20 protein-coding genes, 1 tRNA gene, 1 pseudogene and 1 other annotated feature are annotated in these 20,403 nt (G+C 68.2%); of the genes and pseudogenes, 14 read left to right on the forward strand and 8 right to left on the reverse strand.

Features of this window, described 5'->3' with window-relative positions:
- Positions 1-35 precede the first annotated feature (35 nt).
- The 3 genes and pseudogenes from V5F53_RS04425 to V5F53_RS04435 form a co-directional block, all read left to right on the forward strand.
- Positions 36-646 (forward strand): annotated as a pseudogene (locus V5F53_RS04425) (IS3 family transposase); the annotation flags it as partial.
- Positions 320-436, forward strand: a sequence feature (AL1L pseudoknot). Its footprint overlaps the pseudogene before it by 117 nt.
- Before the next feature lie 294 nt (positions 647-940).
- Positions 941-1,348, forward strand: coding sequence for a P27 family phage terminase small subunit (locus V5F53_RS04430; protein WP_393998845.1), 408 nt, complete (start codon positions 941-943; stop codon positions 1,346-1,348).
- Positions 1,320-2,945: a terminase large subunit gene (locus V5F53_RS04435; protein ID WP_393998846.1), complete on the forward strand. Its 1,626-nt coding sequence runs from the start codon at positions 1,320-1,322 to the stop codon at positions 2,943-2,945. Before V5F53_RS04430 ends, V5F53_RS04435 begins: the two co-directional genes overlap by 29 nt.
- A gap of 130 nt (positions 2,946-3,075) precedes the next feature.
- Here the strand turns inward: V5F53_RS04435 and V5F53_RS04440 are convergent.
- Positions 3,076-3,152, reverse strand: a tRNA-His gene (locus tag V5F53_RS04440).
- A 215-nt stretch (positions 3,153-3,367) separates the two neighbouring features.
- Here V5F53_RS04440 and V5F53_RS04445 point away from each other — a divergent pair.
- From V5F53_RS04445 to V5F53_RS04455, 3 genes are all read left to right on the forward strand, one after another.
- Positions 3,368-4,162 (forward strand): thymidylate synthase, encoded by a 795-nt coding sequence (locus V5F53_RS04445; RefSeq protein ID WP_393998737.1) that lies wholly within the window; start codon positions 3,368-3,370, stop codon positions 4,160-4,162.
- A gap of 75 nt (positions 4,163-4,237) precedes the next feature.
- Positions 4,238-5,494 carry an MFS transporter gene (locus V5F53_RS04450; RefSeq protein ID WP_393998738.1) on the forward strand — a complete coding sequence of 419 codons (1,257 nt, stop codon included), beginning with the start codon at positions 4,238-4,240 and terminating at the stop codon, positions 5,492-5,494.
- A 130-nt stretch (positions 5,495-5,624) separates the two neighbouring features.
- Positions 5,625-6,476, forward strand: coding sequence for a protein-methionine-sulfoxide reductase heme-binding subunit MsrQ (locus tag V5F53_RS04455; RefSeq protein WP_393998739.1), 852 nt, complete (start codon positions 5,625-5,627; stop codon positions 6,474-6,476).
- Here the strand turns inward: V5F53_RS04455 and miaA are convergent.
- Positions 6,464-7,411 carry a tRNA (adenosine(37)-N6)-dimethylallyltransferase MiaA gene (gene miaA / locus V5F53_RS04460; RefSeq protein WP_393998740.1) on the reverse strand — a complete coding sequence of 316 codons (948 nt, stop codon included), beginning with the start codon at positions 7,409-7,411 and terminating at the stop codon, positions 6,464-6,466. The two genes, V5F53_RS04455 and miaA, sit on opposite strands and share 13 nt — an antisense overlap.
- Between miaA and serB the strand changes: the two genes are divergently transcribed.
- A complete protein-coding gene (gene serB / locus V5F53_RS04465) occupies positions 7,410-8,309 on the forward strand; it encodes a phosphoserine phosphatase SerB (protein WP_393998741.1) in 900 nt (299 codons plus the stop codon). The two genes, miaA and serB, sit on opposite strands and share 2 nt — an antisense overlap.
- Positions 8,310-8,444: 135 nt before the next feature.
- Here the strand turns inward: serB and V5F53_RS04470 are convergent, their stop codons facing one another.
- The 6 genes from V5F53_RS04470 to V5F53_RS04495 all read right to left on the reverse strand — a co-directional run bounded on the left by V5F53_RS04470 (position 8,445) and on the right by V5F53_RS04495 (position 13,144).
- Positions 8,445-9,920, reverse strand: coding sequence for a Do family serine endopeptidase (locus V5F53_RS04470; protein ID WP_393998742.1), 1,476 nt, complete (start codon positions 9,918-9,920; stop codon positions 8,445-8,447).
- 247 nt (positions 9,921-10,167) lie between these two features.
- Positions 10,168-10,362 carry a DUF2065 domain-containing protein gene (locus V5F53_RS04475; RefSeq protein ID WP_393998743.1) on the reverse strand — a complete coding sequence of 65 codons (195 nt, stop codon included), beginning with the start codon at positions 10,360-10,362 and terminating at the stop codon, positions 10,168-10,170.
- Between the two features lie 17 nt (positions 10,363-10,379).
- The gene (hflC, locus tag V5F53_RS04480) at positions 10,380-11,291 is read right to left on the reverse strand and encodes a protease modulator HflC (RefSeq protein ID WP_393998744.1); all 912 of its coding nucleotides are present in this window, start codon (positions 11,289-11,291) and stop codon (positions 10,380-10,382) included.
- A complete protein-coding gene (gene hflK, locus V5F53_RS04485) occupies positions 11,288-12,433 on the reverse strand; it encodes an FtsH protease activity modulator HflK (RefSeq protein ID WP_393998745.1) in 1,146 nt (381 codons plus the stop codon). Before hflK ends, hflC begins: the two co-directional genes overlap by 4 nt.
- Before the next feature lie 257 nt (positions 12,434-12,690).
- Positions 12,691-12,969 (reverse strand): ribbon-helix-helix domain-containing protein, encoded by a 279-nt coding sequence (locus V5F53_RS04490; RefSeq protein ID WP_393998746.1) that lies wholly within the window; start codon positions 12,967-12,969, stop codon positions 12,691-12,693.
- Positions 12,950-13,144 carry a DUF4169 family protein gene (locus V5F53_RS04495; protein WP_393998756.1) on the reverse strand — a complete coding sequence of 65 codons (195 nt, stop codon included), beginning with the start codon at positions 13,142-13,144 and terminating at the stop codon, positions 12,950-12,952. The genes V5F53_RS04490 and V5F53_RS04495 overlap by 20 nt, the downstream gene beginning before the upstream one ends.
- 438 nt (positions 13,145-13,582) lie before the next feature.
- On the opposite strand from V5F53_RS04495, the gene fumC reads away from it, so the two are divergent.
- The 7 genes from fumC to rpsL all read left to right on the forward strand — a co-directional run bounded on the left by fumC (position 13,583) and on the right by rpsL (position 20,403).
- Positions 13,583-14,971, forward strand: a complete 1,389-nt coding sequence (gene fumC / locus V5F53_RS04500) for a class II fumarate hydratase (RefSeq protein WP_393998747.1) — start codon at positions 13,583-13,585, stop codon at positions 14,969-14,971.
- A gap of 178 nt (positions 14,972-15,149) precedes the next feature.
- Positions 15,150-15,758, forward strand: coding sequence for a ParB-like protein (locus V5F53_RS04505; RefSeq protein WP_393998748.1), 609 nt, complete (start codon positions 15,150-15,152; stop codon positions 15,756-15,758).
- 38 nt (positions 15,759-15,796) lie between these two features.
- A complete protein-coding gene (locus tag V5F53_RS04510) occupies positions 15,797-16,432 on the forward strand; it encodes a LemA family protein (protein ID WP_393998749.1) in 636 nt (211 codons plus the stop codon).
- Between the two features lie 82 nt (positions 16,433-16,514).
- The gene (locus tag V5F53_RS04515; RefSeq protein WP_393998750.1) at positions 16,515-17,273 is read left to right on the forward strand and encodes a TPM domain-containing protein; all 759 of its coding nucleotides are present in this window, start codon (positions 16,515-16,517) and stop codon (positions 17,271-17,273) included.
- 248 nt (positions 17,274-17,521) lie between these two features.
- Positions 17,522-18,181: a TPM domain-containing protein gene (locus V5F53_RS04520; protein WP_393998751.1), complete on the forward strand. Its 660-nt coding sequence runs from the start codon at positions 17,522-17,524 to the stop codon at positions 18,179-18,181.
- Between the two features lie 285 nt (positions 18,182-18,466).
- Positions 18,467-19,450 carry a malate dehydrogenase gene (locus V5F53_RS04525; protein WP_393998752.1) on the forward strand — a complete coding sequence of 328 codons (984 nt, stop codon included), beginning with the start codon at positions 18,467-18,469 and terminating at the stop codon, positions 19,448-19,450.
- Positions 19,451-20,031: 581 nt separating this feature from the next.
- On the forward strand, positions 20,032-20,403 hold the full coding sequence (gene rpsL / locus V5F53_RS04530; protein WP_393998753.1) for a 30S ribosomal protein S12: 372 nt from the start codon (positions 20,032-20,034) through the stop codon (positions 20,401-20,403).

Genomic DNA, 20,403 nt, shown 5'->3' on the forward strand with positions numbered 1-20,403 from the left:
TTGCCGGAGGCCCCAGCTCCTGAGAGGATGGGGCTATGACGAGCAAGAAGACGAACAAGTTCTCGCCTGAGGTGCGTGCCCGGGCGGTGCGGCTGGTGCTGGATCACGAGGCTGAACACCCTTCGCGCTGGCAGGCGATCGTGTCGATTGCGGCGAAGATCGGCTGCTCGGCGCACTCACTGAACGAGTGGATGAAGAAGGCCGAGGTCGATGCCGGTAAGCGGGCCGGCGTGACGACGGATATGTCGGCGAAGCTGAAGGCCCTTGAGCGCGAGAACCGCGAGTTGCGGCAGGCGAACGAGATCCTGTGCAAGGCATCCGCATATTTCGCCATGGCGGAGCTCGACCGCCGGTCGAAGACATGATCGCGTTCATCGATGATCATCGCGGTGCGTATGGGGTCGAGCCGATCTGCAAGGTGCTGCCAATCGCCCCATCGACCTATCATGCGCATGTCGCCCGGCGGCTTGATCCGTCGAAGTAATCGGCACGGGCGCTACGGGACGCGGCCTTGCGGCCCGAGATCGAGCGCGTGTTCGCCGAGAACTTCGAGGTCTATGGAGCGCGCAAGGTCTGGCGACAGATGATGCGCGAGGGGCTCGATGTGGCGCGCTGCACCGTCGAACGGCTGATGCAGGGCATGGGCTTTGACGTTGGCCGTGACCGCTGCGTGCACTGTGGTGGGCCTGCCGAGATGGTGGATCACCGCACCGCGCCCAAGGGTGACATGCGCCTGTTCTGGGACACGGCCAACTGGCAGCCCGCCTGCCGGGCCTGCAACACCCGCAAGGCCATCCGCGAGGAAGGCGGGTTCGGCAAGCTGGCATCGAGGTAGGGGGGGGGGTGGATCGCGACTTCGCCCCCCTCGCCCCCTGACCGGTGGTGCAGTCTTGCGCGCACTCTCGGGCAAATGGGGTTTTTGGAAAGGGAGGTTCCCCACATGAAAGGCCGTAAGCCGACGCTCCAGATCGTGGCCGGCAGCAAGGGCGCTGGACGCTGCCCGCCGCCGCCCGGATCGCTCTGCCCTCACGGGGCCGCGGAATGGACGCGCACCGCACCGCTCCTGCATGAGCGCGGGCACCTTGCCGCCGGCACCCTGGCGACGCTGGAAGGCGACTGCCGGGCCGTGGGCCTCGCGCGCACCTGCACCGAGATGATGAACGCCGAAGGCCATGTGCTCCAGACCGACAAGGGGCCGGTGACGCACCCCGCCTTCAAGATGCTCATGGGCGCCATGCGGGAAGCGCGCCTGCTCGCCGCCGAACTCGCGCTGACGCCCCATCGGCGTGGCACCGCCGCCAAGGAGGGGGACGCCGCCAATGGCTGGGACACCGATCTTCTCGCCTGAGTCGGGGCTCTATCCCGACCCCACCGGCCGGGCGGATCGCATGTGCCGCTTCGTGCGCCGGCTCAGGCTGTGGGAAGGGCGCTTCGCGGGCCAGCCCTTCACCCTGCATCCGCTTCAGGAAGCCATCATCCGCCGCATCTATGGCCCCTCGACGGACACCGGGGCGCGGCTGGTGCGCACCGCCTGCATCTGGATTCCCCGAGGCAATGCCAAGACCACCCTGGCCTCAGCCCTCGCGCTCGCCCACTTCATGGGGCCGGAAGCGGAGGCCGGCGGGCAGGTGATCCAGGCGGCGGCCGACCGGGAGAATGCCGGCATCGCCTTCAAGCATTCATTCGAGATGGTGAAGCAGGACGGCGCCTTGCTCTCCCGCGTCGCGCCCATTGAAAGCCGCAAGACCCTCAACCATCCCGGCACCGCGAGCGTGCTGAAGGCCGTCTCCACCGAGGCCTATTCCAAGCACGGCCTGAACGTCTCCTTCTTCCTGGCGGACGAGGTGCATGCGTGGCCGGCTTCCGAGGCGCGCAAGCTGTTCAAGGTGGTGACCGATTCCATGGTGAAGCGCGACCAGCCCCTGACCATCGTCATCTCGACGGCCGGCGAGGGCACGGGCGGGCTTGCCGCCGATCTGTGGGCGTACAGCCACAAGGTGGCCTCCGGCGAGATCGACGACCCGACCTTCGCCCCCATCATCTTCGCCGCGCCGATGGGCGCCGACTGGCGGGATGAAAGCGCCTGGCACAGCGCGAACCCCGCCATCGCCGCTGGCTTCTGCTCGCTGGAAGAACTGCGCATCAAGGCCCGGCGGATCGAGCACTTCCCGGCTGAGATTGCCGACTTCAAGCGCTTCCACCTCAATCTGTGGCAGGAAGGCGCCGCCGAGCCCTGGCTCGCCCTTGAGGTGTACGACGCGGCCGAACCCATGGCCCCGGCGGAAGAGCTGGAAGGCCGGCCCTGCTGGGTGGGCATCGACCTTTCCAGCGTGGAAGACCTCACCGCCGTGGTGGCCGTGTTCCCCTCTGCAGGCGCGGACGGCCACGCCCGCTATGACGTGGTGCCCATGTTCTTCCTGCCCGAGGCCGGCCTTGCCCGCAAAGCCGAGCGCGACCGGGCGGACTATCTGCGCTGGAAGGACGAAGGCGTCCTCACCGTCACCGCCGGCAACGTGGTGGATCACGGCGCCATCATCGCGCACGTGGTGGGCCTGGGGGAGCGCTTCGGCGTTCAGGAAGTGGCCATCGACCGATGGAACTCCACCGCCGTGAACACCGCCCTTCAGGAGGAGGGCTTCACCATCAACCAGTTCGGCCAGGGCTTCGCCAGCATGGCGGCGCCGGTCAAGGAACTGAAGCGAGCGATTCTCGCCGGCCACTTCCGGCACGACGGCAATCCCCTCCTGCGCCTGTGCTTCGGCAATGCGGTGGCCGAGCGCGATGCGGCCGAGAACGAGAAGTTCACCAAGGAGAAAGCCCGCGAGCGCGGCCGGATCGACGGCGCCGTCGCCGCCGCCATGGCCATCGGCCGCATCCTGACCACCGACACCGCCACCAGCATCTACGACAGCGACGAATGGACCCCCGACATGATGGTCATGTGAGGGGAGCCAAAGAGGAAGGCGTTGCCGACTTGAGGCGCAACAGCTTACCGGCCGCTGACTTCTTGCTGACTTCTTGCTGACTTGAGATTTTTGGGTGACTTGGCCTTCGATGCTAAGTCTTTGATTTATTTGGTACAGGTGGGTGGGCTCGAACCACCGACCTCCGGTTCCACAGACCGGCGCTCTAACCAACTGAGCTACACCTGCACACGCTTCAGCGCGAGGCACCGAAGAGAGCGCGGAACCTACGCAAGCTCCCCGCCGATTGCAAGGGGGGTGCCGCGAAGATGGCCCCTCGTCCACAGCCCCGGGGGCGGAGGCATGGCGGCTGCCCTTGCATCCGGACGCGCGGTGGGCGATGGCGGGGCGGGCCCATCGGTGTCATCCTGAGTGCGCGGGCCGGTGGCGGGCGGAAGGCGACCATGCAGCAATATCTCGATCTCCTGGACCGCGTGCTGCGCGACGGCGCGCGCAAGGACGACCGCACCGGAACCGGCACGCTGAGCGTCTTCGGCCACCAGATGCGCTTTGCGCTGGAGGACGGCTTTCCGCTGGTCACCACCAAGAAGCTGCACCTCAAATCCATCATCCACGAGCTTCTGTGGTTCCTGGCTGGCGACACCAACATCGCCTACCTCAAGGCCAACGGCGTCTCCATCTGGGACGAGTGGGCCGATGCCCATGGTGATCTCGGCCCGATCTATGGCCATCAATGGCGGTCCTGGCCGACGCCGGAGGGCGGGGTGATCGACCAGATCGCCCAGGTGGTCGCGGATATCCGCCGCAGTCCCGATTCGCGGCGCCTCATCGTCACCGCCTGGAATCCGGCCGATGTGCCGAAGATGGCGCTGCCGCCCTGTCATTGCCTGTTCCAGTTCGCGGTGGCCGAGGGCCGGCTGTCGTGCCAGCTCTACCAGCGCTCGGCCGACGTATTCCTGGGGGTGCCGTTCAACATCGCCTCCTATGCGCTGCTCACCCACATGGTGGCGCAGGTGACCGGGCTGAAGCCGGGCGACTTCATCCACACGCTCGGCGACGCGCATCTCTATCTCAACCATCTGGACCAGGCGCGCAGCCAGCTCGCGCGGGCGCCTCGCGCCCTGCCGCGCCTGGAGCTGAACCACGCGGTGAACGACATCTTCGGTTTCCGCTACGAGGACGTGCGCATGGTCGGCTATGACCCGCACCCCGCCATCAAGGCGCCGGTGGCGGTGTGACGCACGCCCGGTGGCACTCGCGGTGCATGGCGCGCGGACGTTGGGGCTTTACCGTCAAGGGTGCTGGGGCGCGAGATGATCATTGGCGAACAGGCCGAAAGGCATGCGGTGGCGGCAACCTCCCTCCGGGGGTGGCTGATCTGGGGAACGGCGGCGCTTTTCTATCTCTATGAATTCTTCATAAGGGTCGCGCCCTCGGCCATGGAGCCGGAGCTTCAGGCGAATTTCGGCCTGTCGGCGGAGGCGCTCGGCGCGGCGGCGGGGGCCTATTATTTCATCTACTCGCCGATGCAGCTCGTTTCCGGCACGCTGATCGACCGCTACGGGCCGAAGCGCACGCTGGTGGTCGCCGCGCTCATCTGCACGCTCGGCGCGTTCGTCGAACTGGCGGGCACCAGCCCCCTGCTGCTGTCGCTTGCGCGCTTCATGCAGGGCTTCGGCTCCGCGTTCGCCTTCGTGGGCACCATGTACCTGGCGGCGGACTGGTTTCCGCGCTCCATGCTGGCGCTGCTGGCGGGCCTCACCACCTCCCTCGGCATGGCCGGCGCCATCATCGGCAATTCCGGCACCGCCTTCATGGTGGAAACCGTCGGCTGGCGCGGCGCGCTGCTGGCGGCTGGCGCCTTCGGCTTCGCCATCATCGTCCTCATCCTGCTGGTGGTCCGGCCCCATCCCCTGGCGCAGGCCGGCGCCGCGCCCGCCGCCCCGCCCATCCTCTCCGCGCTCAGGGTGGTGTGGTCCAATCCGCAGAGCTGGTTCATCGGCATCGTCGGCGCGGCGCTGTACATGCCATTGTCCATTCTCGGCGCGCTGTGGGGAGAGGACTACATCGCCGCCGTCACCGGCGCCGATTCGGATCAGGCCGCGGCAGCGGTGTCGGCCATGTACGTGGGCTGGCTCGTGGGCGGCCCGGTGGCGGGGTTGGTGTCGGACCGCTACCGCACCCGGCGGGCGCTGCTGCTCGGCGCCAGCCTTGCCACCTGCGCCGTCACACTGGCCATCGCCTCCATCAGCGAGATATCCATCACCGGCATGTACGGCCTCATGCTGCTGCTCGGGCTGGCCTCCACTTCGCAGGTGGTGTGCTTCGCCGCGGCGGTGGAGCATAATCCGCCGGAGGTGACGGGCACCGCCATCGCCGCCACCAACATGCTCATCATGCTGCTGGGCGGTCTGGGGGAATGGGGCTTCGGCGCGCTGCTCAACGCCTTCGGCGGGGCCGGCGGCACCGACCCGCATGCCTTCCGGCTCGCCATCGGCCTTTTGCCGGCGGTCTGCATCGTCGGCCTCGGCGCGGCGCTGCTGCTCAAGGAGGCGCCGCCGAAGGCGTGAGCCAGCGGCGCGGCGGCCGTCGGGCCGGCCCCTCACGCGAACTTGCGCGCGCCGGCTGTGACGCCAGCGAAACGACGGCCTATGGGAAGGCGGCGGCGGTTGACCGCCGGTTCGCCGCAAAGGCCCGCTCATGTCGCTTTTTCACGAACGCTCCGGTGTCTTCAGCCGGGAGAAGACCGCGTTCCTGGTGCTTGCGGTGCTTCCGGCGGTGTGGCTGGCAGGCCTCGCGCTGTCTGGCGGGCTCGGCGCGCGCCCATGGACGCAGGCCATCCACTTTTGCGGCCTGTGGGCCATTCGTTTCCTGGTGGCGACATTGGCCATCACGCCGCTGCGGCGCCTGCTGTCGGCGCCCAAGCTGTTCTTCGGCCGGCGCATCCTCGGCCTCGCGGCGCTGGCTTACGCCCTGCTGCATGTGGGCCTGTTCGTCATCGATCAGGGGCCGGCGCGGGCGCTCTCGGAAATCGCGCTGCGTTTCTATCTGCTCATCGGTGCCGGCGCGGTGGTGCTGCTGGTGCTGCTGGGCGCCACCTCCACCGACGGCGCGCTCCGCCGTCTCGGGGCACGGCGCTGGACCCTGCTGCATCGTGCCGTCTACGGCATCGCGGTGTTGGCGGCGCTGCATTTCTTCATACAGTCCAAGCTCGACGTGACCGAGCCGGTGCTGGTGGCCGGCGTCATCGTGCTGCTGTTCCTCTACCGGATCGCCTTCAGGGTCGCGGGCAAGGTCACGCCACTGGGGTTCGCCCTGCTGGCGGTGGCGGCGGCGGTCCTCACCGGGGCGCTGGAGACCGCGTGGTATGGCCTTGCCACGCGGGTCGATCCCTGGCTGGTGGCGGAAGCCAATTTCTCTTTCGATCTCGGCCCCCGCCCGGTGTGGTGGGTGCTGGCGGGCGGCCTGGCGGTGGCGCTGGCGGGGGAGGTCCGCCAGCGCGGAGCTGCCCCCCGGCGGCGCCCGCGCGTCGCGCCGTCTCAGCCGCGCTGACCGGCCACGGCGGCAAGCAGCGGCTCCAGCGCCGCCTCGGGCGCCGCGCGGGGCCAGTCGGCCATCTGGGTGCGGAAGAACGTGCGCTGGCGCTTGGCGTAGCGGCGAGTGTCGCCCTGGCCCTCGGCGACAGCGTCGGCAAGGCTGAGCTCGCCGGCCAGATGGCGCGTGAGGGCGGGGGCGCCATGGGCCTTCAGCACGGTGCGGGCGGGGTCGAGCCGCCGCGCCGCCAGCCGCCGCACCTCCTCCAGCGCGCCGGCCTCCAGCATGGCCAGGAAGCGGGCGTCGATGCGCTGGCGCAGGGCCTCCGGGTCCACCTCCAGCACCAACCGCACGCATGATTCGGGGGGCAGGAACGGCGCCTGCGGTGCGTCCTGCCAGGCCGAAAGCGGCCGGCCGGTGGCTGCCTCCACCTCGAGCGCGCGCAAAATGCGTTGCCGGTCCTGGTCGCCGATGCGGGCAGCGGCGACCGGATCGACGGCGGCCAGCAGGACGTGAAGGCGCGGGGTCGGCGTGTCGGCGGCTCGGCCGCGGACTTCGGCCCGCACCGCCTCGGGAATCGGCGCTACCTCTACAAGTCCTTGTGTTAGCGCGCGAAAATAAAGGCCGGTGCCGCCGACGAGAATGGGCAGGCGCCCCGCGCTCCAGGTCGCGGCGAGGGCGTCGGCGGCCTCGCGGCGCCAGTGGCCGACCGAGTAATCGGCGTCCGCGTCCACATGGCCGTAGAGACGATGGGGCGCGCGGCGAAGGTCCGCGTCGCTCGGCCGCGCCGTGAGCACCGCAAGATCGCCATAGACTTGCATGGAATCCGCATTGAGGACGACACCACCCGTGCGCTCGGCGAGCGCGAGGGCGAGCGCCGACTTGCCGCTGGCGGTGGGACCTGCGATGAGCACCGCCGTCCCCCTCTCCTGTCCTGTGTCCGGTTTTTCCATGGCCTATGTTGCGACCCTCATCTCGTCTCCTTCTGCCCCGGCTTTGACCCGCGATGCAATCCATGACGCACGCGCCGTCCTGCCCCATGCCCAGGAGCCGGTGACCCTCGATCCCGAGGTCGCCGCCGACATCCATTTCGCGCCCGAACTGGGCGCCGATGCCCGCGCCATTGCCGATACGGTGCGCGCGGCACTGAAGGGCGCGCCCATCGACGTGGTGGTGCAGCTGGAGGCCGGCCGGCGCAAGCGCCTGTTCCTGGCTGACATGGACTCCACCATGATCGGCCAGGAGTGCATCGACGAACTGGCGGACGTGGTGGGGGTGAAGGCCCATGTGGCCGCCATCACCGAGCGCGCCATGCGCGGCGAGATCGAGTTCGAGCCGGCCCTGCGCGAGCGGGTGGCGCTGCTGCGCGGCCTGCCGGCCGGGGTGGTGAGCGAGGTGCTGCGCGACCGGGTTCGTCTTACGCCCGGCGGGCGCGAGCTGGTGGGCACCATGAAGGCCAACGGCGCCTATACGGCCCTGGTGTCGGGCGGCTTCACCCTGTTCACCTCGGCCATCGCCGCGCAGGTGGGTTTCCACGAGCATCGCGCCAATACGCTGCTGGTGGACGGGGGCGAATTCGTCGGCGCGGTGGCCGAGCCGATCCTGGGCCGGGAGGCCAAGTTCGCGACCCTGGTGGAATTGCGCGACCGCTTCCACCTTGCGCCTTCGGAGACCATGGCCGTGGGCGACGGCGCCAACGATCTGGCGATGCTGGCGGAGGCGGGCCTGGGTGTCGCCTTCCATGCCAAGCCGCAGGTGGCGGCGGCCGCTCACGCCCGCATCGACCATGGCGACCTGACGGCGCTGCTCTATATGCAGGGCTACACGCGGGAGGATTTTCGCACGCTTTGACGCCGGGGGCGGGGCGCCGTGGCGCCCCGCAGCGCGCGCCCCGCCCCGCAGGGAGAGAGGGCCGGCCACGGCTGCGACATCGGTGCATCCCGGCGCGCCGAACGCCCGCCGGGGTGTGACGCGCGCGCCGTTCGGTCAATCCAGCGGCAGGGTGACGAATTCCTGCTGGCCCTGGCCGTCGGACACCAGCAGCAGGGCAGACTTCTTCTTCGCCTTGCGCAGGGCCTCGATCTGCTTCTGCACGTCAGTGGGGCTGGTGACCGTCTCCTGGCCCACCTGCACGATCACCTGGCCGGGCTTCAGCCCCTTGTCTGCGGCGTCGCTGCCGCTCTCGACGCTGGTGATGACGGCGCCGTTGATCTCGCTCTTGATCGTGTAGCGCTTGCGCAGGTCCTCGCTCATGGGCGAAAGCTCCAGGCCAAGTGTGCGCTTGGGCGCAGCCTTCTGGGTGTCGCTGCCCTTGGCGCCCTCCGGCTTGTCGTCGTCGGGCATGCGGGCGACCTTGAGGCGCAGGGACTCCTCCTTGCCCTTGCGGATCACCACCACGTCCACCTCACGTTCGGCCATGGTGTCGGCGACGGTGCGGGTCAGGTCGCGAACGGTCTTGATGTCGCGTCCGTCGAACTTGACGATCACGTCACCGGCCTTGAGGCCCGCCGCGGCCGCCGGCCCGCCCTCGCTCACCACGCCCACCAGCGCGCCGCGCGCCTTGCCGATGCCCAGGCTTTCGGCGAGGTCGTCGGTGACGCTCTGGATGCGCACGCCGATCCAGCCGCGCCGGACCTCCTTGAATTCCTCGATCTGGGCGATCACCGGCTGGGCGGTGGCGGACGGCACCGCGAAGCCGATGCCGATGGAGCCGCCGGAGGGCGAGATGATGGCGGTGTTCACCCCCACCACCTCGCCGTCCATGTTGAACAGCGGCCCGCCGGAATTGCCGCGATTGATGGCAGCGTCGGTCTGGATGAAATTGTCGTAGGGGCCGGAATTGATGTCGCGGTTGCGGGCCGAGACCACGCCCACCGTGAGCGTGCCGCCGAGGCCGAAGGGATTGCCGATGGCCATGACCCAGTCGCCAACCCGCAGCTTTTCGGAATTGCCGAACTTCACCGCGACCAACGGCTTCTCCGGCTTCACCTTCAGCAGGGCGAGGTCGGTCTTCGTGTCGCGGCCGATCAACTCGGCCTTCAGCTTGGTGCCGTCGTTGAAGTTGGCGTAGATCTCGTCGGCATCGGCGATGACGTGGTTGTTGGTGACGATCAGCCCCGAGGGATCGATGACGAATCCGGAGCCGAGCGAGGATACCCGCCGCGCGCCGCCCTCGCCGCCGTCCTCCTTGCGGTGCTTGAAGAATTCGTCAAAGAAATCCTCGAACGGCGAGCCCGGCGGCAGTTGTGGCGTGGGCACGCTGCGGGCGGCGGCAACGGTCTGGGAGGTGGAGATGTTCACCACCGCGTCCATGACCCGCTCGGCCGCGTCCGCCACCGTGTCCGGACCTTTGCCGGGGGCCGCCGCCAGCGGGGTGCTGGACAGCATCGGGACGACCAAGGAGAGGGCCAGAGCCGCTGCGAGAATCGGCCGGCGGCGAGGGAAGCGGCGGGGCAGGGGCATCGGTCTCCTCGGAGCTGCTGCGAGGTGCCGAGGCTGCGCCGGGCCGACGCGGGGCGCAAGGGCAAATTCGGCGCGACCGTTCACATCGCGCGCACCGACCGGTCAGGCCGGTTGACGTCAGGGAGGCGGCGGATCCCGGACAGGCCGTCGCTCCCGTCTCCCGGCGTGCGGCCGGTCGCCTCCTGCCGGACCGGCGGCCAGCGGTCCTGGCGGACGGCTCGGGGCCGGTCCGCCCTCGGCTATGGTCTTACCGGCCGGCGCTCCGAACCAGGAACACCAGCAGCACCCCCAGCGCGCCGACCACAAGGCCGGCGATCCGCATGGGCATTTCGGGGGCGTGAAGAACGGCCTCCATGGCTCGCCGCCAGACGCTGGGAAAGGCGGCGAGGCACAGGCCTTCGATGGCGAGCATAAGCCCGAGGGCGGCGATCAGGTCGGTCATTCCGCCCCGGGCCGTCCTCAGTTGGCGCCTGGCGCCGCCGCGGCCGGCTTGGCCGTGGCGCCACCGAAGGGATCGCGGAAATAGCGGAAGAAGCTCGAGTCCGGGCTCAGCACCAGGCGCGTCTCGCCCGCCTTCATGCTGGCTTCGTACGCCTGCATGGAGCGATAGAAGGTGAAGAAGTCCGGATCGCGCCCGAACGCATCGGCGAAGATGCGGTTGCGCTCGGCATCGCCCTCACCGCGCAGCTGCTCGCCCTTGGAGGCGGCCTCGGCGAGGACGATGGCGGCCTCCCGGTCGGCGCGGGCGCGCAGGCGCTGGGCGGCCTCGTTGCCCTGGGCGCGGATTTCGGCGGCCTCGCGCTGGCGTTCGGTCTGCATGCGCTGGAACACGGCCTGGGAGTTGGCCTCCGGCAGGTCGGCACGGCGAATGCGGACGTCCACCACGGTGATGCCGAAATTGGCGGCCTCGCGATTCACCTGCTCGCCGATCAGGCGCATCAGGTGCTCACGCTGGTCGCGGACCACGGCGATGAAGGTGTTCTCGCCCAGCACCCGGCGCAACGAGGAGTTGAGCACCGTGGCGAGCCGCGAGTTGGCGGCCTCGATGGTGCCCGCCGCCTGGTAGAAGCGCAGCGGATTGGTGATGCGGTAGCGCGCGAAGGCGTCCACCACCAGCCGCTTCTGGTCGGAGGCGATCACCTCCTGGGAGGGGTTTTCCAGGTCCAGGATGCGGTTGTCGATATAGACCACGCTGTCGATGAACGGCAGCTTCCAATGCAGGCCGGGCGTGGTGATGGGGGCGAGCGGGTCGCCGAGGCGCAGCACCAGCGCCTGCTGGGTCTGATTGACGATGAAGGCGGACGAATAGACCACCACCAGGGCGATCACCGCCACAATGGCGAGCACGCCGCCGAAAACAGGATTCTTCATCGCGTGGCTCCCTGCGGCTGGGTGGTGGGGGCGGTGGGACGGCGCAGCAGATCGTTGAGCGGCAGCACGGGCACCACCCCGCCCTGGGCCGGCCGGCCGGTGGTGGAGGCCGCGCCGGGATCGACCAGCACCTTCTCCACGCCGCCGAGCACGCGCTCCATCGTTTCGAGATACATGCGCTCGCGCGTCACTTCCTTGGCCTTCGCGTATTCGTCGAAGACCTTGAGGAACCGGGCGGCCTGGCCGCGGGCCTCCACCACCGTGCGTTCGCGATAGGCCTGGGCCGCGTTGTCGATGCGCGAGGCTTCGCCGCGCGCCTCGGGCAGCACCCGATTGGCGTAGGTCTGGGCTTCGTTCTGCGAGCGCTCGGCATCGGCGCGCGCCGCCTGCACGTCGCGGAAGGCGTCGATGACCTGGGTGGGCGGGTCCACCTTCTGCAACTGCACCTGGGTGACGCGCACGCCGGCGCCATACTGGTCCAGGGTATGCTGCATCAGCTCCTGAACCCCGGTCTCGATGCCCTGGCGGGCGCCGGTGAGGATGGGCTGGATCTCGGTGCGGCCGATCACCTCGCGCATGGCGCTTTCAGCCACGGCCTTGATGGTGCCCTCGGGATTCTGCACGTTGAACAGGAACTTCTCGGCGTTCGAGATGACCCAGAACACGGAAAAGTCCACGTCGACGATGTTCTCGTCGCCGGTGAGCATCAAGCTCTCCTCCGGCACGTCGCGCGGCAGCGCGCTGGTGCGGCGCATGTCGTCAGCGACCCGCATGCCGATGTCGATGCGGTTGACGCGCGTCACCTTGGGGGTGAGCACGGTCTCGACCGGGTAAGGCCAATGGTAATTGAGGCCCGGCTGGGTGATGCCCACGAACTTGCCGAAGCGCAGCACCACGCCCTGCTCGTCCGGTTCCACCCGGTAGAAGCCGGACAGCAGCCAGCCCACCACCACCAGCGCCACCACGAGGATCGCGCCCTTGAAGCCGAACGAGTCGGGCATCATCGTGCGCAGCCGGTCCTGGCTGCGGCGGATGATGTCTTCGATGTCCGGTGGCGTGGGTCCCGAGGATTGCGGTCCTGAACCCCATGGACCGCGCGGCCCGCTTCCCCATGGGCCGCCACTCTGATTTTTCCACGACATCCGTCGTCTCCCGTCGGCGGCGCCGCGCAAGGGCGCCCGCGTCACACCGTGTCTCGTCCGAGCGCCGCGCGAGGCATCATGCCCCGCCCGTTCCCAAGGCCACGCGGTCCGGAAAACCGGCCGCCCGGCTGGGCATGAACCCGCTGGGTCGGGGATGGGACGCCATCCCGCCGAGGGGGGCGGTTATAGAAAACCGCGCGCCACGTTTCAACGTGGCGCGCTGTCCGCCAGGGAAGCAGATAAGGTCTCGGTGCGCATTACGCAACGGGAGGGCTGGCCACGCCGACTCGCTCATTGGCGCCGACGGCGCGCGCGCTCTGCGCTGCACCGCGATAGTGATCGAGGACGAACAGCCTGATCGCTGACGACAAATTGCCCTGCGAGCGCGCGGAGTCGATGGTGGCGACAAGGTCCGACAGGGTCAGTCGCCGGCTTGAGGCGATTTCCTTCAGGGCTTCCCAGAACGCATCCTCAAGGCTCACGCTGGTCTTGTGGCCGGCGATGACGATAGACCTCTTAACCACGGGGCTCTTCATGTTCATCCCTCTCGGTCAGCGCATGGCCTTCATGGCGCTGACGCTGGCGCTCAAGCTCCCGCGCGGCGGCTTCTCGCGCGGCCTTGGTCTGCCCGAATCGAATCCGGTTTTCCTCGGCCCGCGACTGCGCCGCACGGCGCGCCCGCGCCTTGCGTTCACGATGAAGATTCACCACGTCGCCCAACTCATATCCCTCACAGGACAGAAACGGCCGGCTCCCCCAAAAACCCACCGTCGTCGCCTCACATCATGCACGACGCCCCGCGCCGGAACACAATGTGCATGCAGAGACTAGATTACCGCTGCGAGGATGGTGAAGATATGGCGAAATGCTAGGGGTGAAGCCTCCACGGGCTACCTTTCTGGAATTATTTTAATCGACCTTACGGAACACTTACGGTTGCAGCCCGCGCCTTTGCGGAATCCGCTTCGCCGCATGGATGTCTCCCCGTCCGCCCATGACCTGTGCTATGAGCCCGCCGCCGCGCGATGTGGTGTACCTTGGCGTTCATTGGAATGGCGAGCGTGCGCCAGATCCCCGAGTCGATGCGTCTTCGGCGGGCGAGCGGGGAGCCGCTTCGGTCGAACGCGCTTTAGGAGAGAGGGCAGACGCATGAGCACGCGTACCGAGACCGATACCTTCGGTCCGATCGAGGTTCCTTCCGACCGCTACTGGGGCGCCCAGGCGCAACGCTCGCTGGGCAATTTCAAGATCGGCTGGGAAAAGCAGCCGCTGCCGGTGGTGCGGGCGCTCGGCATCGTCAAGCGCGCCGCCGCCGAGGTGAACCAGGAACTCGGGCGGCTCGACCCCGGCGTGTCGCAGGCCATCGTCACCGCCGCTCAGGAGGTGATCGACGGAAAGCTCGACGATCATTTCCCGCTCGTGGTCTGGCAGACCGGCTCCGGCACCCAGTCCAACATGAATGCCAACGAGGTCATCTCGAACCGGGCCATCGAGCTGCTCGGCGGGGAAAAGGGCTCCAAGAAGCCCGTGCATCCCAATGACCACGTCAACATGAGCCAGTCGTCCAACGACACCTTCCCGACCGCCATGCATGTGGCGGCCGCCGAGGAGGTGGTGCATCGCCTGCTGCCGGCGCTGAAGACCCTGCACGACGCCCTCGAGGCCAAGTCGAAGCAGTGGGAGCACATCATCAAGATCGGCCGCACCCACACCCAGGACGCGACCCCGCTGACCCTCGGCCAGGAGTTCTCTGGCTACACCCAGCAGGTGGCGAACGGCATCAAGCGCATCGAGATGACCCTTCCGGGCCTGATGCAGCTGGCCCAGGGCGGCACCGCGGTGGGCACCGGCCTCAATGCGCCGATCGGCTTCGCCGAGAAGGTGGCGGCCAAGATCGCCGAGATCACCGGCCTGGAGTTCACCTCGGCTCCGAACAAGTTCGAAGCGCTCGCCGCCCACGACGCCATGGTGTTCTCCCACGGTGCCATCAACACCGTTGCGGCCTCCCTGTTCAAGATCGCCAACGACATCCGCCTGCTCGGCTCGGGCCCGCGTTCCGGCCTCGGCGAGCTGGCGCTGCCCGAGAACGAGCCCGGCTCCTCCATCATGCCGGGCAAGGTGAACCCCACCCAGTGCGAGGCGATGACCCAGGTCTGCGCGCAGATCTTCGGCAACCACGCCACGCTCACCTTCGCCGACAGCCAGGGCCATTTCGAGCTCAACGTCTACAACCCGGTGATGGCCTACAACTTCCTGCAGTCGGTGCGGCTGATGTCGGACGCGGCGCTCAGCTTCACCGAGCATTGTGTGGTGGGCATCGAGCCGCGCGAGGACAACATCAAGGCCGGCCTGGAGCGCTCGCTGATGCTGGTGACGGCCCTGGCGCCGAAGATCGGCTACGACAACGCCGCCAAGATTGCCAAGACCGCCCACAAGAAGGGCACCACCCTGCGCGAGGAAGCTGTCGGCGGCGGCTATGTCACCAACGAGGAATTCGACGCTGCGGTGCGCCCGGAGAAGATGATCTCGCCCGGCTGAGACTGCCCCGATTGCGTGTATCGAGATGCGGCGCCCCCAGGGGCGCCGTTTTCGTTTCCGGCCGGCGGCACGCCCAGCCTGCGATTAACGGTTGCGTCGGAACGCGGCTAGCATGCCTCTATCATCGTCGCAGCGGGCGACACGGCAGGTGCCGCGACAGCCACGATCGGGGGAGCGCATGGGACGGGTTCGCGAAGGGGACGAGGTCGGGATCGACGGGCTGCATCCCACCCAGCTCACGCTCGGCATGAGCGAGGTGAAGAAGCGCGCCAAGTCCATGGATGGCCTGGCCAAGGACGAGCTGAAGGCGCTCATCGCCCGCAAGCCCATCCCGCACGTGCTTGGCCCGGCGGGGCGACTTTATATGGTGGACCACCACCATCTGTGCCGTGCGCTGCTGCGCATCGACGTGGAAAAGGCGGTGTTGGGCGAGCGTGTCGATGACCTGTCGGCGCTCGATCTGCCGCGCTTCTGGCAGGAGATGGAACGCCGGAACCTGTGCTGGCCGATCGACGTGGACGGCAATCGCCGGCCCTGTGTGAAGATCCCGTCGCATGTGAAGGACCTCACCGACAATCCCTGGCGCACCCTGGCGCGCGGCGTGCGCGGCCGGGCCTATTCGAACGAGGACACGCCGTTCCAGGAATTCATGTGGGGCAATTACTATCGCTCCTTCATGGGCACGCGGCTGCTGGAGGCCGACATCGAGCTCGCCGAGGATCTTGCCATCAAGGTCTCGCGCCTCGACGAGGCCCAGGACCTGCCGGGTTATCTCGGTCCCGCCTGAACGGCGCGCCCGCCGCCCGGCGTGCTATAATTTGTCGAATGACAGCAAGGAGAGGTGCGATGGCAGGTTCGTTCGCGGCGCGGCTCGCCGGGGTCAGGGCGCCGGTGTTCGTGGTCTTGGTCTCGCTGCTGGTCGCCGGTTGCGGCGTCAATGCGATTCCCACCACCGAGGAGCATGCCAAGGCCATGTGGAGCGAGGTGCTCAACCAGTACCAGCGCCGCTCCGACCTCATCCCCAACCTGGTGGAGACGGTGAAGGGCTATGCCACCCAGGAGCGCGACGTGCTCGCCACCGTCATCGAGGCCCGCGCCAAGGCGACGGCGATCAACGTGGACGCTTCCACCATCACCGATCCGGAGAAGTTCAGGCAGTTCCAGGCGGCCCAGTCGGAGCTGGGTCGCGCCCTCGGGCGCCTGATCGCGGTGTCGGAGGCCTATCCGGACCTGAAGTCGAGCCAGAATTTCCTGGCCCTGCAGTCGCAGATCGAAGGCACGGAGAACCGCATCGCCGTGGCTCGGAGGGACTATATCCGCGCGGTCCAGGCCTACAATACCGAGCTGAAGACCTTTCCCGGAGTGGTCTGGGCCTCGACCGTCTATCGCGCCTACAAGCCCATGGAGACCTTCACCATCACCGACGAGCAGAGGCAGGTTCCGAAGGTGAAGTTCAACTGAGGCGGCGGCCGTGAGCAGTCCAGCGAAGCGGGCGGGGAGGCGGGCGAGCGGCCTTTCATGGGGTTCCGCGCGGGCGCTTCTCATGGCTGGCGGGCTGTTGCTGGCGGCGTGCGCGGGGGCGCTCGCGCTCTCCTTCCCCCCGCTCACGGGGCGGGTGGTGGATGCCGCCGGCGTGCTAGACGCGGCCACGCGCGCCCAGCTTGAGGCCCGGCTGGCCGCCCAGGAAGGCAAGACGTCGGACCAGGTGGTGGTGGCGACGGTGCCGGGGCTCGAGGGACTGCCCATCGAAGACTACGGCAACGCGCTGTTCCGCGCCTGGCGGCTCGGGCAGGACGGAAAGAACAACGGCGTGCTGCTGCTGGTGGCGCCGATGGAACGCAAGGTTCGCATCGAGGTCGGCTATGGGCTTGAGGGCATTCTCACGGATGCCGTGGCGAGCACCATCATCCGCAACGCCATCGTTCCCGCCTTCAAGGCCGGCAACATGGCGGGAGGCATCCTCAGCGGCACCGATGCGCTGCTGGAGGTGCTCAATCTCGATCCGGAGGAGGCCCGCGCCCGCGCTCGCGCGGCGGAACCGGAGGCGGCGACCGAGGACTGGCTGGGGCTGATCCTTCTGCTGCTGATGATCGCGCTGTGGATCTACATCTTCTGGCGGGCCGCGCGCGGTTCCGGGCCGGGCGGCCCGACGGCGGGCCGGCGGCGGCGCGCCGCCACCGCCGCGGGTCCGGTCACCACCTGGGACTGGAGCCGGGACCGCGGGGGATCGTCCGGCGGCTCCGGGGGGTGGTCCGGCGGCGGCGGCTCCTCGGGCGGCGGTGGCGCGTCGGGAAGCTGGTAGGGCCCGGATGGCGCCGCGCACCGCATTGTGTGGGGCGAGGACTCGCTTTCGCACGCCGGTTCTGACAAGACTGAGGGGCCGCAAGCGCCCATGCGCGGACTTCTCGCCGGGCGGGGAGGGGCCGTACGGTCCGAGGCGAAGTGGGGCGTGCCGCGTCGGCGCGGCTGGCCTGCGCGGTGCCCGCGATGGTATCGTGCTGGCGGTCGGGGCCCGCGCGGTCGGCGCCCCACGTGGAGCGGAGGCATGAAATGAGCTATGTCGCGACCGCGACTCCCGCGCCTGCCGCGGGCCGGGTGGGCCTGCCGCCGGACGCTATCCGTGAGATCACAGAGGCCATCGCGGCAGCGGAACGCAAGACGTCTGCGGAGATCCGCGTCGTCATCACCCGGGCTCCCCTGGTCCAGCATCCCTTCTTCTCGGTGATGTGGTCGGCCCTGGCGGCCTTGGTGCTGCCATGGGCGGTGGCCGTGGCGTGGCCCATGGGGGCGCTGAGCATCCTGCAGCTGCAGGCCATCATCTTCCTGGTCGCCGCCGGCGTGCTGATGCTGCCGCAGCTCACCGAGCGGGCGGTTCCCAGGCTGGCGCTCAAGGCCGCCGCGCGCTCGGCCGCCATCGAGGCGTTCCTTGCCCACGGCATATCGCGCACCAAGGGCCGCACCGGCATCCTGATTTTCGCGGCCGCGCGGGAGCGCCTGGTGGAGGTGGTGGCCGACGAGGGCGTACATACCCCGCTCGGCCCCGTGGCCTGGGCGGAGATCTGCGATGCCGTGGCCCGCGAGGCCAAGCGGGGCAGCTTGGCCGGCGGCCTCGTTTCCGGCGTTCAGAAGGCCGGCGACCTGCTCGCTGGGCCGTTGCCTCATCGGCCGGGCGACGTGAACGAATTGACCGACCGGGTCATCATTCTCTGACGGCGCTGGTCCGACTCGCTGCGCCGGACCCGGCGCCGTGGCCCTTCTGCATCCGGCACGCCGCGCCGCGCGGCGTGGTCAGCGTCGGCCGTAACGGTGCGAGGACCGCCGCGCGGACCGCCGCCATGTCGTCGAACGCCCCTTGCCCGCGTGGCAGAGGCCTAGACGAAGGAAGCGGGGAGCACGGTGCACGTCGGTGTGCATTCGTCTTTCCAAGCGCGGTTCAAGAGCATAGATTGCGCGCCCGAGCCTGAGGGGCTCACTCAAGGCAAAGGGCATTTTCCCATGACCAAACCCGCCGTTCGCGTCGCCGTCACGGGCGCCGCCGGTCAGATTTGTTACTCGCTTCTGTTCCGCATCGCCAATGGCGATCTGTACGGCAAGGACCAGCCGGTTATTCTGCAGCTTCTCGATCTTCCGCAGGCCCAGGGCGCGGTGGGCGGCGTGGTGATGGAGCTCGAGGATTGCGCGTTCCCGAACCTCGCCGACGTGGTCATCACCTCTGATCCCAAGGTCGCCTTCAAGGACATCGACTCGGCTATCCTGGTGGGCGCCCGTCCGCGCTCGAAGGGCATGGAGCGCGCCGATCTGCTCCAGGCCAACGCCGAGATCTTCAAGGTGCAGGGCGCGGCCCTGAACGAAGTCGCCAAGCGCGACGTCAAGGTGCTGGTGGTCGGCAATCCGGCCAACACCAATGCCTACATCACCGCCAAGAGCGCGCCCGACCTGCCGGCCCGCAACATCACCGCCATGCTGCGGCTGGACCACAACCGCGCCCTGTCGCAGTTCGCCAAGAAGGCCGGCGTGCTGAGCCAGGACATCGAGAAGCTGGCGGTGTGGGGCAACCACTCGCCGACCATGTACGCCGACTATCGCTTCGCCACCGTGAACGGCAAGCCGCTGCCCGAGCTCGTCAATGACGAGGCCTGGTATCGCGAGACGCTGATTCCCACCGTCGGCAAGCGCGGCGCCGCCATCATCGAGGCGCGCGGCCTGTCGTCGGCCGCCTCCGCGGCCAATGCGGCGATCGACCACCTGCACGACTGGATCCACGGCACCGACGGCCGCTGGGTCTCCATGGGCGTGGCTTCCGACGGCTCCTACGGCGTGCCGGAGGGCATCGTCTTCGGCGTGCCGGCGGTGTGCGCCAATGGCGATTACGAAGTCGTGAAGGATCTGCCGATCGACGACTTCTCCAAGGGCAAGCTCGACAACACCCTGAAGGAACTGCTGGAAGAGCGCGACGGCGTCGCCTCCCTGCTGGCCTGATCCTCGGGCATCTCCGACAACCGGGCGCGGCTTCCTGGAGCCGCGCCCTTTTCTTTGTGACAGTCCGCAAATCCTCCGCGTGGGGTGCCCAGACCTTTTCGAATGTCCGAAAAGCCGGGTTGGTCGAGCTTTTCCTGGCTCGCGAGTATTGAAACTCTTGACGCAGAGCGACTCTGCGGCTAAAAGCACCCCACTTTCGCGGCAGGCGAACGGTGTTTTAGGGATTTGAAGTGCTTCCATCGATCGCGGTTCCAGCCCCGGTCAAGCGCTTTTCCCGACACCAACCGCTGCCAGGAACAGCACTGCGATAACTTCAGGTGCACGATCGCAGCGCCGCCTTCGGGCCTTCGGGTCTTGAGGATTGTGCGTTGTGATCCTCTGTCGCGAACAAGGCGTCTTCGCCGCCGATGTGCGGTGGCGGGCGACGCCTTTTCTGTTCGTGGTGCGGCCGACGGCATCCGCTGTCGGTCGAAAGGAATTTCGTACGGCCGCCGCGAGGTGGCCAGCCGTGGCGGTCCTAAGGGGTCGTCGAACTTAAAAGTGCGGTCGAGGCCGCAGGTCAGGACGAGGCGAAGGCGTACATGCCGACGATCAACCAGCTGATCCGTAAGCCACGGGAAGCGCAGAAGGCGCGGGAGAAGGCGCCGGCGCTCCAGTCGAGCCCCCAGAAGCGCGGCGTGTGCACCCGTGTGTACACCACGACCCCGAAGAAGCCGAACTCGGCTCTTCGTAAGGTGGCCAAGGTGCGGCTGACCAACAGCTACGAAGTGATCGGCTACATTCCCGGCGAAGGTCACAACCTTCAGGAGCACTCCGTGGTGATGATCCGCGGCGGACGCGTGAAGGACCTTCCCGGCGTGCGCTACCACATCCTGCGCGGCGTGCTCGATACGCAGGGCGTCAAGAACCGGAAGCAGCGCCGTTCGAAGTACGGCGCGAAGCGTCCGAAGTGA

Origin of the sequence: Xanthobacter cornucopiae (genome assembly GCF_043195065.2) — a bacterium.
Classification (GTDB): domain Bacteria; phylum Pseudomonadota; class Alphaproteobacteria; order Rhizobiales; family Xanthobacteraceae; genus Xanthobacter.

Bases quoted from the DNA above. Each gene is read 5' to 3' on its own strand.
- V5F53_RS04430 (WP_393998845.1), top strand. From the start codon at position 941: ATGAAAGGCCGTAAGCCGACGCTCCAGATCGTGGCCGGCAGCAAGGGC.
- V5F53_RS04435 (WP_393998846.1), top strand. From the start codon at position 1,320: ATGGCTGGGACACCGATCTTCTCGCCTGAGTCGGGGCTCTATCCCGAC.
- V5F53_RS04445 (WP_393998737.1), top strand. From the start codon at position 3,368: ATGCAGCAATATCTCGATCTCCTGGACCGCGTGCTGCGCGACGGCGCG.
- V5F53_RS04450 (WP_393998738.1), top strand. From the start codon at position 4,238: ATGATCATTGGCGAACAGGCCGAAAGGCATGCGGTGGCGGCAACCTCC.
- V5F53_RS04455 (WP_393998739.1), top strand. From the start codon at position 5,625: ATGTCGCTTTTTCACGAACGCTCCGGTGTCTTCAGCCGGGAGAAGACC.
- serB (WP_393998741.1), top strand. From the start codon at position 7,410: ATGGCCTATGTTGCGACCCTCATCTCGTCTCCTTCTGCCCCGGCTTTG.
- miaA (WP_393998740.1), bottom strand. From the start codon at position 7,411: ATGGAAAAACCGGACACAGGACAGGAGAGGGGGACGGCGGTGCTCATC.
- V5F53_RS04470 (WP_393998742.1), bottom strand. From the start codon at position 9,920: ATGCCCCTGCCCCGCCGCTTCCCTCGCCGCCGGCCGATTCTCGCAGCG.
- V5F53_RS04475 (WP_393998743.1), bottom strand. From the start codon at position 10,362: ATGACCGACCTGATCGCCGCCCTCGGGCTTATGCTCGCCATCGAAGGC.
- hflC (WP_393998744.1), bottom strand. From the start codon at position 11,291: ATGAAGAATCCTGTTTTCGGCGGCGTGCTCGCCATTGTGGCGGTGATC.
- hflK (WP_393998745.1), bottom strand. From the start codon at position 12,433: ATGTCGTGGAAAAATCAGAGTGGCGGCCCATGGGGAAGCGGGCCGCGC.
- V5F53_RS04490 (WP_393998746.1), bottom strand. From the start codon at position 12,969: ATGAAGAGCCCCGTGGTTAAGAGGTCTATCGTCATCGCCGGCCACAAG.
- fumC (WP_393998747.1), top strand. From the start codon at position 13,583: ATGAGCACGCGTACCGAGACCGATACCTTCGGTCCGATCGAGGTTCCT.
- V5F53_RS04505 (WP_393998748.1), top strand. From the start codon at position 15,150: ATGGGACGGGTTCGCGAAGGGGACGAGGTCGGGATCGACGGGCTGCAT.
- V5F53_RS04510 (WP_393998749.1), top strand. From the start codon at position 15,797: ATGACAGCAAGGAGAGGTGCGATGGCAGGTTCGTTCGCGGCGCGGCTC.
- V5F53_RS04515 (WP_393998750.1), top strand. From the start codon at position 16,515: ATGGCTGGCGGGCTGTTGCTGGCGGCGTGCGCGGGGGCGCTCGCGCTC.
- V5F53_RS04520 (WP_393998751.1), top strand. From the start codon at position 17,522: ATGAGCTATGTCGCGACCGCGACTCCCGCGCCTGCCGCGGGCCGGGTG.
- V5F53_RS04525 (WP_393998752.1), top strand. From the start codon at position 18,467: ATGACCAAACCCGCCGTTCGCGTCGCCGTCACGGGCGCCGCCGGTCAG.
- rpsL (WP_393998753.1), top strand. From the start codon at position 20,032: ATGCCGACGATCAACCAGCTGATCCGTAAGCCACGGGAAGCGCAGAAG.